This window comes from Streptomyces sp. NPDC002730, from assembly GCF_042888805.1.
In the GTDB taxonomy this organism is placed as follows: domain Bacteria; phylum Actinomycetota; class Actinomycetes; order Streptomycetales; family Streptomycetaceae; genus Streptomyces.
The window spans coordinates 334,415-349,172 of record NZ_JBIAQG010000009.1 but is presented as its reverse complement, the minus strand read 5'-3'; the positions used below and the strand labels follow the sequence as shown (position 1 = coordinate 349,172).

Annotated in this window: 12 protein-coding genes and 1 pseudogene; 7 read left to right on the top strand and 6 right to left on the bottom strand. The window is 68.9% G+C overall.

Going from position 1 to position 14,758, the window contains the following annotated elements:
* The first annotated feature begins 13 nt into the window (after window positions 1-13).
* Both ACFYXH_RS24270 and ACFYXH_RS24265 read left to right on the top strand, forming a co-directional pair.
* Window positions 14-1,378, top strand: a complete 1,365-nt coding sequence (locus ACFYXH_RS24270; RefSeq protein ID WP_389566546.1) for a pyridoxal phosphate-dependent decarboxylase family protein — start codon at window positions 14-16, stop codon at window positions 1,376-1,378.
* A 238-nt stretch (window positions 1,379-1,616) separates the two neighbouring features.
* Entirely contained in the window at window positions 1,617-2,669 is a 1,053-nt protein-coding gene (locus ACFYXH_RS24265; protein WP_389566544.1) for a chitinase, read from the top strand.
* 136 nt (window positions 2,670-2,805) lie between these two features.
* Here ACFYXH_RS24265 and ACFYXH_RS24260 read toward each other — a convergent pair whose 3' ends face one another.
* The gene (locus ACFYXH_RS24260) at window positions 2,806-3,336 is read right to left on the bottom strand and encodes a hypothetical protein (RefSeq protein WP_389566542.1); all 531 of its coding nucleotides are present in this window, start codon (window positions 3,334-3,336) and stop codon (window positions 2,806-2,808) included.
* Between the two features lie 344 nt (window positions 3,337-3,680).
* On the opposite strand from ACFYXH_RS24260, the gene ACFYXH_RS24255 reads away from it, so the two are divergent.
* Window positions 3,681-4,934, top strand: a complete 1,254-nt coding sequence (locus tag ACFYXH_RS24255) for an AI-2E family transporter (RefSeq protein WP_389566539.1) — start codon at window positions 3,681-3,683, stop codon at window positions 4,932-4,934.
* A 45-nt stretch (window positions 4,935-4,979) separates the two neighbouring features.
* Here the strand turns inward: ACFYXH_RS24255 and ACFYXH_RS24250 are convergent, their stop codons facing one another.
* Window positions 4,980-6,548 (bottom strand): cellulose binding domain-containing protein, encoded by a 1,569-nt coding sequence (locus tag ACFYXH_RS24250; RefSeq protein ID WP_389566535.1) that lies wholly within the window; start codon window positions 6,546-6,548, stop codon window positions 4,980-4,982.
* A 302-nt stretch (window positions 6,549-6,850) separates the two neighbouring features.
* Here ACFYXH_RS24250 and ACFYXH_RS24245 point away from each other — a divergent pair, with 302 nt between their 5' ends.
* Window positions 6,851-7,957 carry a serine hydrolase domain-containing protein gene (locus tag ACFYXH_RS24245; RefSeq protein ID WP_389566532.1) on the top strand — a complete coding sequence of 369 codons (1,107 nt, stop codon included), beginning with the start codon at window positions 6,851-6,853 and terminating at the stop codon, window positions 7,955-7,957.
* 197 nt (window positions 7,958-8,154) lie between these two features.
* On the opposite strand, the gene ACFYXH_RS24240 is transcribed toward ACFYXH_RS24245, so the two are convergent.
* Complete coding sequence (locus ACFYXH_RS24240) at window positions 8,155-8,862, bottom strand: hypothetical protein (RefSeq protein ID WP_389566529.1); 708 nt, start codon at window positions 8,860-8,862, stop codon at window positions 8,155-8,157.
* A gap of 114 nt (window positions 8,863-8,976) precedes the next feature.
* Between ACFYXH_RS24240 and ACFYXH_RS24235 the strand changes: the two are divergent.
* Window positions 8,977-9,319, top strand: a pseudogene (locus ACFYXH_RS24235) (IS5/IS1182 family transposase); the annotation flags it as partial.
* A 110-nt stretch (window positions 9,320-9,429) separates the two neighbouring features.
* On the opposite strand, the gene ACFYXH_RS24230 reads toward ACFYXH_RS24235, so the two are convergent.
* From ACFYXH_RS24230 to ACFYXH_RS24220, 3 genes are all read right to left on the bottom strand, one after another.
* Window positions 9,430-10,176: an SDR family oxidoreductase gene (locus ACFYXH_RS24230; protein ID WP_389566527.1), complete on the bottom strand. Its 747-nt coding sequence runs from the start codon at window positions 10,174-10,176 to the stop codon at window positions 9,430-9,432.
* Between the two features lie 106 nt (window positions 10,177-10,282).
* Window positions 10,283-11,194 (bottom strand): RNA polymerase sigma-70 factor, encoded by a 912-nt coding sequence (locus ACFYXH_RS24225; RefSeq protein WP_389566523.1) that lies wholly within the window; start codon window positions 11,192-11,194, stop codon window positions 10,283-10,285.
* Between the two features lie 307 nt (window positions 11,195-11,501).
* Entirely contained in the window at window positions 11,502-12,215 is a 714-nt protein-coding gene (locus ACFYXH_RS24220; protein WP_389566804.1) for an alpha/beta fold hydrolase, read from the bottom strand.
* Between the two features lie 192 nt (window positions 12,216-12,407).
* Between ACFYXH_RS24220 and ACFYXH_RS24215 the strand changes: the two genes are divergently transcribed.
* Complete coding sequence (locus ACFYXH_RS24215; protein WP_389566520.1) at window positions 12,408-12,848, top strand: MarR family winged helix-turn-helix transcriptional regulator; 441 nt, start codon at window positions 12,408-12,410, stop codon at window positions 12,846-12,848.
* A 360-nt stretch (window positions 12,849-13,208) separates the two neighbouring features.
* Window positions 13,209-14,564: an NADP-specific glutamate dehydrogenase gene (gene gdhA, locus ACFYXH_RS24210; RefSeq protein WP_389566517.1), complete on the top strand. Its 1,356-nt coding sequence runs from the start codon at window positions 13,209-13,211 to the stop codon at window positions 14,562-14,564.
* Window positions 14,565-14,758: the final 194 nt, after the last annotated feature.

The window sequence follows — 14,758 nt, the reverse complement described above, 5'->3', positions numbered from 1 at the left end:
TGAAGGGAAACACATGGACCTGCAGCACTGGCTCCGCGAAGCGGCACGAGCCAACCAGGAGTGGTCGGCAGGCTTCGGCTCGTACACGACGCACCCGTCACTCGACGTCGAGGACGATCGATTCGCCGAAGTATTCGGGGAGTTCACCGAGCGGCTGAAGGACAACTATCCCTTCTTCCACCCGCGCTACGCCGGGCAGATGCTCAAGCCCCCGCACCCGGCCGCCGTGGTCGGCTATGTCACGGCCATGCTGATCAACCCCAACAACCACGCGCTGGACGGCGGTCCGGCCACAGCGAAGATGGAACGCGAGGTGGTCCAGCAGCTGGCTGCGATGTTCGGCTTCGGCACGCATCTCGGCCATCTCACCACCAGCGGGACCGTCGCCAACCTGGAGGCGCTCTTCGTCGCCCGCGAACTACATCCCGACCAGGGCGTCGCCTACAGCGCGGAGGCCCACTACACCCACGGCCGGATGTGCGGCGTCCTGGGTGTCGAGGGGTACGCCGTGCCCACGGACGACCGTGGCCGAATGGATCTGGACGCCCTCGAAGAGCTGCTGCGCACGGGCCGCGTCGGCACGGTCGTACTCACCACGGGCACCACCGGCCTCGGCGCGATCGACCCCGTCCATCAGGCGCTCGCCCTGCGGGAGAAGTACGGGGTACGCATCCATGTCGATGCCGCCTACGGAGGCTTCTTCACGCTGCTCGCCGGCGCCGAGGGAGCGGCCGGACTGCCCGACGCCCCGTGGCGCGCCATCGCCCGCTGCGACTCGGTGGTGGTCGACCCGCACAAGCACGGGCTCCAGCCGTACGGCTGCGGCGCGGTCATCTTCGCCGACCCCGAGGTGGGCCGCTTCTATCTGCACGACTCGCCGTACACGTACTTCACCTCCACGGAACTCCATCTCGGCGAGATCAGCCTGGAGTGCTCCCGCGCCGGCGCCTCGGCCGCGGCCCTCTGGCTCACCTTCCAGCTGCTGCCGCCCACGACCGAGGGCCTGGGCAACGTCCTCGCCGCCGGCCGCCGCGCCGCCCTGCGCTGGTCGGAACTGATAGAGGCTTCGGACGCCCTGGAGCTGTACCAGTCCCCCGAGCTCGACATCGTGTCCTACTTCCCCGCGACCGACCCCGCCGCCCTCTCCGCCATCGACACGGCCTCGGAACGCGTGCTCCAGCAGGGCATGACCGAGCAGGACCCGGTCTTCCTCAGCACTCTGCGGGCGGATGCCCATGCCTTCGCCGCACGCCACCCCAAGGTGACCACGGACGCGGACGGGGCGCGCATCCTGCGCAGCGTGCTGATGAAGCCGGAGTCGGAGGACCATGTGCAGCAGTTGCACGCCCGGTTGGAGCAGCTCGCGCGACAGTCCTAGACGCCGCCGACGTGCTGCGTACCGACGCCGCCGTACGACCGACCTCCTCGGCGGCGGTAGCCGATGTGGCGGCACTGGCGCTTCGGGTTGGTCCAGACCTATTGACGGTAGGTCTGGACCATTTTACCGTGTGGTGACATCACCTCACGCGAGCCTCCAGGCCTGCCCCGGTCGCGCGCCCCCATCACCACCGTGGTTCACCAACTCACCCGGAGAAGCGGCGAGAAGGGAGCACAGCATGATCGGTCGGAGGTTACGTCTGCTGGGGGCCGGCCTGGCAATGGCTTGCCTCGTGCAGGTACTGGTCGCCGCGGCGCCGAGTTCACCGAAGGCTGCCACATGTGCGGTCAAATCGAAGCCATCGGGCAAGGTCCTCCAGGGGTACTGGGAGAACTGGGACGGCGCGGCAAATGGCGTTCACCCGCCGTTCGGATGGACTCCGATCACTGACACCCGCATCCGTGATCACGGCTACAACGTGGTCAATGCGGCCTTCCCGGTGATTCGTTCGGACGGCACTGTCCTGTGGGAGGACGGGATGGACGCGACGGTGAAGGTAGCGACCCCGGCCGAGATGTGCCAGGCCAAGGCGGCCGGTCTCACGATCCTGATGTCCATCGGCGGTGCGACGGCCGGTATCGACCTCAGCTCCAGCGCCGTCGCCGACCGCTTCGTCGCGACGGTGGTGCCGATCCTGAAGGCGTACAACTTCGACGGCATCGACATCGACATCGAGACGGGCCTCGTCGGCAGTGGCAACATCAACCAACTGTCGGCCTCGCAGGCCAACCTCGTTCGCATCATCGACGGCGTGCTTGCCCGGATGCCTTCGAACTTCGGCCTGACGATGGCGCCCGAGACGGCCTACGTCACTGGAGGCAGCGTGGCATACGGCTCGATCTGGGGCGCGTACCTGCCGATTGTGAAGAAGTACGCGGACAACGGCCGGCTCTGGTGGCTGAACATGCAGTACTACAACGGCAGCATGTACGGGTGCTCCGGCGACTCGTACTCCGCCGGCACGGTCCAAGGGTTCACCGCGCAGACGGACTGCCTCAACAGGGGGCTGGTCGTCCAGGGCACCACGATCAGGGTTCCCCATGACAAGCAGGTGCCGGGGCTGCCGGCGCAACCGGGCGCCGGGGGCGGCTATATGTCGCCGAACCTGGTGTCGCAGGCGTGGAACAACTACAACAACGGCCTGAAGGGACTCATGACCTGGTCCATCAACTGGGACGGGTCGAAGGGCTGGACGTTCGGGAACAACGTCAAGGCTCTCCAGGGCCGCTGAAGTCGGCGTTGGGCGAGCACCGCATGACACCGGTGCGCGGTCCTCAGCGAGCTCGCAGCCGGCCCCGGCCGCCTCGAGGGCCGCTGCCGCCGGGCCGCATCCGACTGCGAGTCGGCGGCGCTGCGGCAGGCGACGGCTACCAGTCCTTTTCGACGCCACCCATCTTGGCACCGGCGAGAACGCTCACCCGGCCCGTGTCGTCGTAGACGTCCTGACGCCACTTGGCGAACGTATCGGCCAATCGCTGCATGTCCTCATCCGATCCGAAGCCCGCCTGCATCATGATCTGCGCCTCGTTCCTGTCCCCCACCTTGCGGATGATGACCTTGCCGGCCATGGGAGACAGGACGTCGTCGGTCCTGACGCTGTTCGAGGCGAGATAGCCGCGGAAGTCGGCCTTCGCGTCGTACCAGCCCGCCATCTGCTCCTCGGAGGTCAGAACCGGCTCACCGTCGCCCTCGGTCGTCAGGTCGGGCTGCTCCGCTCCGGACTCGTCGGTCGTCCCATCCGTGCTCCCCTCGGTCGCTCCCGACTGCCCCTGAACGGAACCGCCGGCCACCACTTCGCCCGGCCCCGGCCGCTCGTGTCCGCACGACACCAACAGCCCGCAGAGCAGGACCACCACTGTCGTGGCCCCCGCGCGGCGCACACTTCGGCCAGTCGTCATCAAGACCCCCCGGTTCGCGTACTGTTCCCCGCTGTCCAGATGCATACGGCGCCGGTTCCGTTCCCTGTTCTCGGGAGATCCATGTCCGCCGGTTACACCACGGCCGAGGACGAGAGCGACTACCTGGAACAACGGTTCGGGCAACTGCGTCAGTCCATGACCGAATAGGCAGTCCCTCGCAAGCGCCCGACGCCGACTCGAGGTCGGACGGGCCGGCACAGGCCATTCGGACCGCCGCTGAGTCCCGAGCGGCAGACCAGCCACGCCACACGGTCCGCGTGCCTTCGGGCGAATATCGCGCCAGAGGCGTGGCTCGAAGGGCCTTCGGTGGTACGAGCTTGTGGATGTCCAGGCCATCGGATCCGCAGTCCAGCAATCCGGACCCCGGCGCGCCGTCCGCCGGGCGCCGGCGCCGGATCCGTACGGCGTCGCGTCAGGCGCTGCGCGGCATCACCGCGCCTCCGGCCGGGAAACCGGGCGGCCGGCGCCCGCTGCCCCGCTCCCGGCCCGGCGACGAGCCGCGGGTGTCGCCCACTCTGCGGACGGCTGCCGCGTACGCCTGGCGGATCCTCGTGGTGGGCGCCCTCGTGTACGCCGTCTTCTCGGCGCTGGGGCGGTTCCACGAAATCGCCCTGGCTGTCTTCCTCGGCATGGTCATCACCGCGATGCTCCGGCCGGTGGCCGACCTCCTGGGGCGCGTTGTGCCACGACCGCTCGCCGTCGCCGTTTCCCTGGTCGGCGGCATCGTCCTCGTCCTGGGGGTCCTGGCGCTGGTCGGCAACGCGGTGGCGAGCGAGCAGGCCGGGCTGGTACGGGAGTTCCAGGCCGGCTTCGGCAGGATCCAGCGCTGGCTCGAGCAGCCGCCGTTCCGCCTCGACCCCAAGGCACTGACCGACATCCAGTCCCGGATCGGGCAGTTCCTTTCCAGCCACCGGGCCACCCTCATCAGTACGGCACTCAGCGGCGCCGGCCGGCTGGTCGAAGTCCTGACCGTGTTCGCCCTGGCCCTGTTCTCCTCGGTCTTCTTCATCCACTCCGGCGACCGGCAGTGGGGCTGGTTCTGCGACCAGCTTCCGCCGACCGCACGGGACCGGGTGTCGATCGCGGGCTGCGCGGCCTGGCGGACCTTCACCGGGTACACGCACGGCATCGTGCTGGTGGCCGGGACCAACGCGATCCTGGTCGGTGTAGCCCTCTTCGCTCTCGGCGTGCCGCTCGCGGTTCCGCTGGCTCTGCTGGAGTTCTTCGCCGCCTTCATTCCGCTGATCGGCTCACCCATCGCCCTCGCGGTCGCCGCCGTGGTGGCCCTGGCGGCCAAAGGCCCGCTCATCGCGGCCATGGTCGTCGCCCTCATCGTGATCATCGGGCAGATCGAGGGCCATCTGCTGCACCCGATCGTGATGAGCTGGGCCGTTCGGCTGCATCCGGTCGTGGTCGCGCTCACGGTCATCGGCGGCGCCGTCGCGGCCGGAGTACTGGGGGCCGTGGTGGCCGTGCCGATGGTGTCCGTCCTCTGGTCGGTCCATCAGGCGCTGCGCCGGGCGCGCGAACCGGATCCGCTGCAGAACCCGGCCCCCGGCGGAGGGACGGGATCGTAGGGCGGGCGCCCCGGTCCTTGCCGGGACCGGGACGCCCGTCCGCTGTCAGCCGGTGTAGGCCGCGAAGATCTTCGAGAACTCGTACGCGGACTGCGGGATGTTCGTGCACATGTAGAGGGCACCTGTACAGGCGTTGCGGTCGCGGGTCGCCTCCCAGAAGGCAAGCTCCCCGAGGTGCTTGCCCTGCGCGAAGGTGACCAGCCGGCGCGCGTCGGCCTGGTCGAAGATGTGGCCGTCGTCGTTCTGGCCGAGCATCGGCGTCACACCCACCATCGCCCAGACCTGAGCGTCGCTCTTGGCCGGGTACAGCGACTTCAGCTGGGTGTACGTGCTCTGCGCGGCCTGCACCGCCGCGTCGCCGTAGTCGACATTCCGGTAGTAGTCCATCGCCATGACGTTCACGACGTCGAGGTTCACACCCGCGTCCCGCGCCGACTTCACCACAGCCAGCCCGTCGGCGGTCAGCCCCTCCGGGAGAACGGGCAGCGTGAGAGAGATCCGCAGACCCGGGTGGGCCTGTTGGAGACGCGCCAGGGCCTGGGAACGACGACTGACCGAGGCCGGGTCGGCGGTCGCCGCTCCCTCGATGTCGAAGTCGGCGTACGTCAGGTCGTAGGCGGTGACGACCGCGTTGTACTCGGCGTACAGCGCGTCGACGGACGAGCACGCCTGAGCCAGCTCGATGCCGCTGGCGCCGCCGAAGGAGATCTTGACGTCTCCGCCGCCCGCCCGGATGGCGTCGACCTGGTCCCTGGCCCAGCCGGCTCGCGGGTCATAAGCGTTGAACCACATGGCCTTGCAGGCCGACGCGGTGACAAAGGCCATCGTGAAACTCTTGAGCCCGCTCGCCGATGCCATCGTGGGCATGCTCGGGGTCGGCCAGGCGCCCATGTCGATGTACGGCGCTGTGCGCACCCCGCTGGTCGGTGGTGTACCGCCGCCCGTGCTCGTCGTACCGCTGACGGCCGTGCTGTAGGCCGAGAAGTTTCCGGCGGCGTCCTTGGCCCGGATGCGGAACGCGTAACTGGTGCTCGCCTGCAGTCCACCGGCGGTGTACGAGGTGCCGGTCACGGTGACCGGCGTGCCGCCGTCGCGGGAGACCTCATAGCCCGCGACCGTGCCCGAGTTGTCGGTCGACGCCGTCCAGCTCACGGTCAGGGACGAACTGGTCGCCGAGCCGACCCGCACCCCGGACGGCACGGTAGGCGCCGTCGTGTCGCCGCCGCCTGAACCGTCTTCGCAGGATGCGCCGTTGAGCCTGCAGTTCGTCGGTGTGCCACTCCCGCTGGACACCCAGCCGAACGTCGCGGTCGCGCCGGGCGCCAACGACCCGTTGTACTCACGGTTCTTGAAGGTGTAGTGGCTGTCGCTCCGGGTGAGCAGCGTGTCCCAGTACGAGCCGACCGAGGTACCCGAAGGCAGGTCGAACTCGACGGTCCAACCGGTCAGTGCGGAGCTGCCGCCGTTGGTGATGGTGTATGCGCCCTGGTAACCGCCGTCCCAGGTCGATGTTTTCGAGAACGCCGCCGTCGGCGTGGCCGCGGCAGCGGGTGGGGCCAGGAACAGGACGAAGGCCCCGATGAGCGTGACGACCAGCGTGAAAGATCTTCGCATTTGCTGCCTCCACCGAGTGGGAACAAGCGCGGATTCGAGCGTGCGAGGTCGAGAGCACCTACTTGGTCTATACCAAAGCATCTGGCATGTGCATACCGAACTCGCGGCATCTCGTCAAGACGCTGCTTGCCCAGACCGGGGCCTGGCGCCCGGCAAACGCGGCGAGGAGCCTGGCCCCATCTCTGGACGCCCCGCCGCAACAGCTGTCCGGGGCCAGCCACTGCATCCGGTGCCGTGACCGATGAGTTTTCGGTTGCCGTCCCGTCCATACCTCTGACCGGGAAGTGACATGAGGAGCGGTGATGACCGACACACAGAAGCAGGTCCAGACAGCGATCGACCGGATGGTCGACTCCGGTGCGGAACGCGGTATGCAAGTTGCTGTCTACCGGCACGGCGAGCTGCTGGTCGACGCCGTGGCCGGCGTCGCCGATCCGGGGACCGGGCGGCCCGTGACGCCGGGGACCGTGTTCTACAACTTCTCCATCGGGAAGGCCGCGACGTCGACCGTGGCGCATGTGCTCGCGGAGCGCGGCGCCTTCGGCTACGACACACCGGTGGCAGAGCTGTGGCCGGAGTTCGCCGCGCACGGGAAGGGCGGGGTGACCGTACGGCACGTTCTGACGCACTCGGCCGGAGTACCGGGCGTGCCTGCGGACACCTCGGTGGAGGATCTGTGCGACTGGGAGTCGATGTGCGCGGCGATCGCCGACGCCGAGCTGTGGTGGGAGCCGGGCACGGCGGTCGGCTACCACGCCTACACCTTCGGCTACATCATCGGAGAGATCGTGCGCCGGGTGACCGGCAAGCCCATCTCGCAGGTACTTCAGGAGGTCGTGACCGGGCCGCTGGGCGTGGCCGACGAGCTCTACTTCGGCATGCCGGTCTCCGAGCACGGCCGGCTTGCCCAGCTGGAGGACGAGGCGGGCTCAGCGGACACGATGGCCGGCCTCCCGGAGGATCTGCCGATGTTCAAGGCGGGGCCGCTCTCCCTGTTCCCGACGGCTGGACTCGGCAACCGCAGTGACATCCTCGCCGCCGACATCCCGGCCGGCGGCAAGACCTCGGCCCGCGCCATGGCGCGTCTGTACGCCGGGCTGCTGGGCGATGTTCCCGGTGTCCGGCTGATCTCGCCGGAGCGGCTGAATGAGGTCACGGCCGTGGGGGCCGAGGGCACCGACCGGATCTTCGGGAACGAGAGCTCATGGGGGCTGGGCTACTCGATTGGCCTCCCCGGCGTCGAGGGGGCGACGAGCGCGTTCGCGATGGGCGGCGCCGGCGGGAGCTTCGCCTACGGGGACACGGCCACCGGCATCGCGTTCGCGATGACCAAAAACCGGCTGACCATGGACTTCGCTGCCGCCATAGAGCTCATCGGGATCGCGACCGGGGCCACGACGGAGATCTGAGAGCGCCAGGAACGGACCCTTCGGGTGCGCCGTCCCGAAGGCGGGGCCGACCGCATGCCGCGCCGGCCCCTCCAGCCCCGCAGCCAGGGCCCTCCTGGGGCAGCTTCGACCAGCTCTTACCCGCTGACGCTCTCCCTGACCATGCCGTCCGCCCGGTAGCTGGTCGTTCTCCAGCGGGGGTCTTCGGGGCAGGGGTCTCAGCTCTGGGTTTCTCGAAGCGGGGCACCGATGGCCAGGTCCTCATCGAGTTTTGCCCTCACAGCGGAGGCATGGGAGGGGGCGTTTTGGACAGCCCACTGTTCGACGAGAGTCAGGAAACCGCCCAGCTTGTCCCGGACGGAGCCCAGAAGTTCCGGCAGCTCATCTCGAGGTATGTCGATGGGGACCCCCGCCGGATGCTCCGCATCCGGCCACAGACGGACGAGCGATCCGACGTGCTCGACGCGCGGCGCGGGATCGTGGCCGAGCCATGGCTCTTCGCCGTTCATCAGATCAAGCCAGTCCCGCCAATTCTCCAGGCCGAAGCAGCATCCTGGTAGTGCGGTGACGCCGGTATGGGTGTTCCGGATCCGCAAGCCACCCGGTGCGATGACGGTTTCAGCCGCCGCCAGGCGACGGATCTGCTCGATGCCGTCCTCGGAAGCCAGGGCCGGACGGTCGCGATGTCCCTCGTTGTAGCTGGTCAGGATCGCCATCGCAGTACCGACCTCTCGCGGCGACAGTCGGCCGGAAAGGGCTAGGAGGTGGTCTGCTTGCGGATCGGCGATGGGCCAGAGGGTGAAGTCGGTGGCCGTGTAGGTTTCCAGGACGGCATCCATGATCAGCACGTCTCCAGTGTCGCCGTACGCGGAAGCGAACGCCTCTCCTTTCCTCGTGACGTTTTTCCTGGTGAGGGTGCGAGTCATGGCCGGCGTCCCGCACGACAGTGATCCGGCTTCCCCGGTGAGCGAATTCCCGCACGCCTACGCCGCCAGCCGCTGCGGGTCGCCGGCTGTCCCCGGCAAGCGGCTGAAACGGATGGGCGTGACGAGCGGCGGCGGGTGCGGCGCAGGCGCCGAGCCCGCCTGAAGGCCGCCCGGGCTGGACCGCTCCCGCGGCGGCTTACCAGCAAGGTCCACCTCGCCGCCGAGCGGCGCTGCCGCCCGCTGTCCTTCGAGCTGACCGAGGGACAAGCCGCTGACAGCCCCCGCTTCATCCCCGTCCTGGACAGGCTCAAGGTCCGCAGCCCTGCGAGTCGCCCGCGCACCCGGCCCGATGCCGTGGCCGGCGACAAGGCGTTCCTCCCGCGCCAACCGCGCCTGCCTGCCCAGACGGAAGATCAAGGCTGTCACCGGGAGAAGACCGACCAGGCCGCCCATCGCAACGCGGCGCGGTCATCTGGCTCCGCAGCCTCCGCCCCGCAATGTGATCCGAACCAGCAACGCTCCCTGAGCGGCCTCGGGGAAGGTCAGGCACGCGCCCCCACCCAGGCGTCAGCCTCGCGCAGGAAAACGCCCCGCCAGGAACTGCTCGAACGTGACCTTGCCCACGGCCCGCTCCGGCGTCAGATGCCCGCCCGTCCGGAACCCGCGGTAGGCCTTGCCTGCCAGGCGCACGCTCAGCAGGGGACGGCGTCGTCCGCTCGCGCGCAGATAGGCCCGGGCCAGCTCCGGAAACGTACGCACCTCGGGACCGCCCATGTCCGGAACCCGCCCCGCGGGCGCCCCGGTTGCGAGCTCGGCCAGCCGGGCAGCGACCTCCGCCACCTCGACCGGCTGGTCGGCGACCCCCGCCGGGAGCAGCATGACCGGCAGCTTCGCCGAGCCTTGCAGGAGCTGCAGCACCAGGTCGTGGAACTGCGTCGTGCGCAGCACGGTCCAGCCGAGCTCCGATTCCTCGACCAGCCTCTCGACGGCGAGCTTGGTCCGGTAGTAGCCGAGCGGCACCTGGTCGACGCCGACGATCGAGATGTACGCCAGATGCCGCACCCCGGCCTGGCGGGCCGCCTCGATCAGATGGCGTGCCGCCTGCTCGTCGCCGCCGCGCGGATTGGTCGCGCAGTGCACGACCGTGTCCACGCCCGCGACGGCTGCGGCCAGCCCCGTGCCCTCGCGCAGGTCCACGGCGTACGGCCGCGAGTGTCGGCTCAGCACGCGCACCTCGTGCCCGTCCGCGCGCAGCCGCTCGGTGACGAGCCGGCCGAGCGTTCCGGTGCCGCCGGTCACCAGGATCGTGGTCATCGCAGTTCTCATCCCTTCGGTGGGCGTGCGCTCCCCGGTGGAGCGCCCGTCATCCGCTGAGAACCGACGAGCACCCAAAGATGTGACAGCCTCTTCGTGACCGCACTCACCCGCGGGCCACGCCCCCGGGGGCCATTGCGGCGAACTGCCAGCCTGCGAACACGAGTTTGTCCGGGTTCACGACGACCCTCACCCGAGCGATGACGCCGTCCCGCAGTTCGAACGAGGCGACGGCGATGAGCTGCTCCGCCGCGTGCGCCACCAGCGCCGGCGCCCCGTTGACCTCGGCGACCGTGAGGTCCCAGCCGCCCGCGAACCGCTGCGCGCCGCCCACCAGGAAGCGCACGACCGTCTCCCGGCCGACGATGGGCCGCCGGGCCGCGGTGACCTTGCCACCGCCGTCGCTCCACCAGGTGACGTCCTTGGCGAGCAGCTTCTCCAGTCCTGCCAGATCGCCCTCGCGTGCTGCCATGACGAAGGACTCCACGAGCTCGTGCTGCCGCTCGGCTGCCGGTGTGAAGCGGGCATCACACGTCGCCACCCGCTGGACCGCCCTGCGGTACAGCTGGCGGCAGTTGGCCTCGCTCAGGTTGAGCACCCCGGCGATGTCCCGATGGCCGTAGCCGAACGCCTCGCGCAGAACGTAGACCGCACGCTCCGTCGGCGTGAGCCGCTCCAGCAGCACCAGCAGCGCCGTCGACACGGCGTCGCGCTGCTCGGCGGACTCCATGGGGCCGAGCGAACCGTCCTGCGTGAACACCGGTTCCGGCAGCCACGGCCCCACGTACTGCTCGCGCTGCACACGGGCCGAGGTGAGCCGGTTGAGGCACAGGTTGGTGACGACCCTGGCGAGCCAGGCCCCCGGGTGCTCGATCGCCGCACGGTCGGCGCCGCTCCAGCGCAGATACGCGTCCTGCACCGCGTCCTCCGCCTCCTCGGCGGAGCCGAGCAACCGGTAGGCCAGGCCGAACATCCTGGGGCGGTGGGCAGTGAACTCCTCGGCGGTCCCTGACGTCACGCGCCCAGCGTGCCATAGGCGCGGAAGCATCCCGCATCCAGCATCCGGCATTGCCCCCGGGGGGACATCGGCGCCCGCTGAGCGGCGCTGCCGCTCGCTGCCCTTCGAGCTGACCGGGGCAGGCCGCAGACAGCCTCCCGCTCTATCCCGGTCCTGGGCAAGGTCAAGGTCCGCGGCCCGGTCGGCCGTCCGCGCACTCGGCCCGACGCGGTGGCCGGCGGCAAGGCGTATTCCTCACGCGTCAACCGTGCCTACCTGCGGCGACGCCGCATCGTGGTGGCTCAACCCGGAACAGGCCCCAGTCCGCTCACACGGAGTGGCCGGGCCGGGTTGTAGCGCCGGCGAACTCCCTTATCAGGTCGAGAAGACGTGTGGGCTGTTCGATCTGCGGGAAGTGACCCGCGTCCGCGACGAGTTCGAACCGCGCCGCCGCGAACGACTCCGCGTATGCCTTGCCGTAGGCCGGAGTGACGATCCCGTCCTCCCGGCCCCAGGCGACAAGGACGGGCACATCGACCCTGGGCAGCCGCCGACGCAGCTCCGGGTCGTGCATGTACGGATCGCCGGCGTAGACGGCGGCCGCCGTCCGGTTTGCGGCGGCCGCGGCGAGTTCGTCGTTGGTGAGTGCGGCAGGGTCGGGCCGCACAGACGGGTCATGGAAAGCCAGACGGGCGGCCTGGTCGGGGTGCAGGGCGAAGATATCGGCGATCTCGGTGGCGTCCCCGTCGACGTGGATGCCGACGGCGTTCACGAGGACGATGCGGCCGATGCGGGAAGTGTCGCGCAGGGCGAGTTCGGACGCGATCCAGCCGCCCAGGGAGTTTCCGACCACGGTGACGTCACGCAGGTCGAGCTGCCGGAGCAAATCGAGGTAGATGGACGCGAGTCCGGGGATGCTGTCGAGGTTGTCGGGACGTGGGCGGCCCGCGAAGCCCGGGTGGGTGGGCGTCAGCACCCGCCCGTGGCGGGCCAGCAGGCTTGCGAACGGCAGGACGGAGCCGGGGCCGGCACCGCCGTGCAGGAGGAGGAACGGACGCCCGGTGCCCTGGTCGTCCCAGGTCAGGCTGCTCCGCCGATGAGCGGGGCGGCGTGGGCGTGGGCTGCTGTGCGGTCGGACATGGGTGAGCCCTTCGGAAGGTGTGCGGCGATGACACCCGACTCTAAGTAAGGATGTTTATATAAGCAAGCTTACTCAGTCCTCTATAGTGGCCGTATGCCCGTTGCACTCCAAGACCTGGGGCTGGCCGTCAAGCGGCTGCAGCACCGTCATCACCGCACTCTCGACGCCTTGCTGATCGAGCAGGGAACCACGCTCGTCCAGTGGGACGCCCTCCGTGCCATCCACCGCCATCCCGAGTCGACGTCCCACGAGTTGGCACTCCTGACCTTCCAGAGCGACCAGTCCTTCGGCACGCTCGCCAAGCGGCTGCTCGCGCAGGGTCTGATCGAACGCACCGTGGGACCCGGGCGGGCCATCCGGCACCGACTCAAGCCTGCAGGCGAAGCCGTGCTCAACAAGGGGCAGGCGGTGGTGGACCGTGTGCTCGCGGAGTCCTTCGCACCGCTCTCGCCGCAGGAACGGGATCTACTCCATTCACTGTTGATGCGACTGCTGCCCGAACGGGCCCAGGCCGACACGGATCTCCGCAACTGAGTCACACGTCGCCCAGCTGCGACGCCGTTAACCGAGTACACCTCACGCGCTCCTCCGGCCATTCCGGAGTCTCGGGTGTCAACCTTGACGCCCATGAGCATCAAGGCCATGCCCGTCAGGCGTGTTCCTTCCGATTACGGTGCGAACCGGAGGAAGATTCCGGCGAGGTGAAGTCCGTCCAGGTACGGCACCTCATCCACGCCAGTGGGAGCCATGTCCGTGCGGTGGTCCACAACTCGAAACCGATACCGCGATGAACGGTACGCGCGACCAGGCCGTACTGCTGGCTGGCAATGACACCTGGACCGTCACCGCCACGGCCGGCCTGTCATCCGCCGGCCGGGCAGGAAGGGACATGCTGTGACCCTGTCTTCCTCGAAGGCCAGACTGGCTTCCCTGCGCGTCGACCTCGAGCGCCGCAACCCCGCACAGCCTGAATTCCATCAGGCATCAACGGAAGTGCTGGAGACCCTGGCTCCCGTGCTCGCCGTCCGTCCCGAGTACGCGCAGCCAGGGCTCATCGAGCGCCTCTGCGAGCCCGAACGGCAGATCATCTTCCGGGTGCCCTGGCAGGACGATCGTGGTGCAGTGCACGTCAACCGAGGATTCAGGGTGGAGTTCAACAGCGCACTCGGCCCTTACAAGGGCGGTCTGCGTTTCCACCCTTCGGTGAACCTGGGCGTCGTGAAGTTCCTCGGCTTCGAGCAGATCTTCAAGAACGCCCTCACCGGGCTGGGCATCGGCGGCGGCAAGGGCGGCAGCGACTTCGACCCACGAGGTCGTTCGGACGCCGAAGTCATGCGCTTCTGCCAGTCCTTCATGACGGAGCTCCACCGTCACATCGGCGAACACACCGACGTCCCGGCCGGCGACATCGGCGTCGGCGGCCGTGAAATCGGCTACCTCTTCGGCCAGTACCGGCGTATCACCAACCGCTGGGAATCGGGCGTCCTCACCGGCAAGGGCCAGGGGTGGGGCGGCTCAGCGATGCGCACGCAGGCGACCGGATACGGCAGTGTGCTCTTCGCCGCCGAAATGCTGAGTCGGCGAGGAGAAGAGCTCGCGGGCCAAGGGGCCGTGGTCTCCGGCTCGGGCAACGTTGCGATCCACACCATCGAAAAGCTGACGCGCAGCGGCGCCCATCCCATGACCTGCTCCGACTCCGAGGGCTATGTGGTGGACGAGAAGGGCATCGACCTCGAGCTGCTCAAGCAGATCAAGGAGGTTGAACGCGCACGCGTCAGCGAGTACGCCGAGCGCCGCGGCGCCTCCGCCCGCTACGTCCCCGGCGGCCGCGTGTGGGACGTACCCTGCGACGTCGCCTTCCCTTCGGCCACCCAGAACGAGCTCGACGCCCAAGACGCTCGCACCCTTGTCCGCAACGGAGTCAAGGCCGTCTCCGAGGGGGCCAACATGCCCACCACCCCGGAAGCGGTGCGCATCCTGCAGGACGCGGGTGTGGCCTTCGGCCCGGGCAAGGCCGCGAATGCCGGCGGCGTCGCCGTCAGTGCCCTGGAGATGCGTCAGAACGCCGCCCGTGACTCCTGGACACCCGGGCGCGTGGAGGACGAACTCGCGGAGATCATGCGCGATATCCATCGCGTCACATACGAGACTGCTGAGCGCTATGGAGCACCCGGCGACTATGTGACGGGCGCGAATATCGCAGGCTTCGAGCGCGTCGCGGACGCGATGCTCGCCCAGGGAGTCATCTGACGGGAGCGGCAGCGGTAGCCGTGGACGGTGGGCCCGGTCGACCCCGGGCCCACGCAGCGAACACCATGACAGCCGACGGGCAGCGCTCTGGAAGCAGCCCCAACGACTGCTGGTGCACGAAGCATTGACGAAACAAGGGCGCGGATCTAGCTTCATCGCGTTGCACTTCATACGTCATATATGAGACGCGATAC

What these genes read in the sequence shown, in the direction of transcription:
- ACFYXH_RS24270 (WP_389566546.1), top strand. Translation starts at nt 14, where the DNA reads ATGGACCTGCAGCACTGGCTCCGCGAAGCGGCACGAGCCAACCAGGAG.
- ACFYXH_RS24265 (WP_389566544.1), top strand. Translation starts at nt 1,617, where the DNA reads ATGATCGGTCGGAGGTTACGTCTGCTGGGGGCCGGCCTGGCAATGGCT.
- ACFYXH_RS24260 (WP_389566542.1), bottom strand. Translation starts at nt 3,336, where the DNA reads ATGACGACTGGCCGAAGTGTGCGCCGCGCGGGGGCCACGACAGTGGTG.
- ACFYXH_RS24255 (WP_389566539.1), top strand. Translation starts at nt 3,681, where the DNA reads ATGTCCAGGCCATCGGATCCGCAGTCCAGCAATCCGGACCCCGGCGCG.
- ACFYXH_RS24250 (WP_389566535.1), bottom strand. Translation starts at nt 6,548, where the DNA reads ATGCGAAGATCTTTCACGCTGGTCGTCACGCTCATCGGGGCCTTCGTC.
- ACFYXH_RS24245 (WP_389566532.1), top strand. Translation starts at nt 6,851, where the DNA reads ATGACCGACACACAGAAGCAGGTCCAGACAGCGATCGACCGGATGGTC.
- ACFYXH_RS24240 (WP_389566529.1), bottom strand. Translation starts at nt 8,862, where the DNA reads ATGACTCGCACCCTCACCAGGAAAAACGTCACGAGGAAAGGAGAGGCG.
- ACFYXH_RS24230 (WP_389566527.1), bottom strand. Translation starts at nt 10,176, where the DNA reads ATGACCACGATCCTGGTGACCGGCGGCACCGGAACGCTCGGCCGGCTC.
- ACFYXH_RS24215 (WP_389566520.1), top strand. Translation starts at nt 12,408, where the DNA reads ATGCCCGTTGCACTCCAAGACCTGGGGCTGGCCGTCAAGCGGCTGCAG.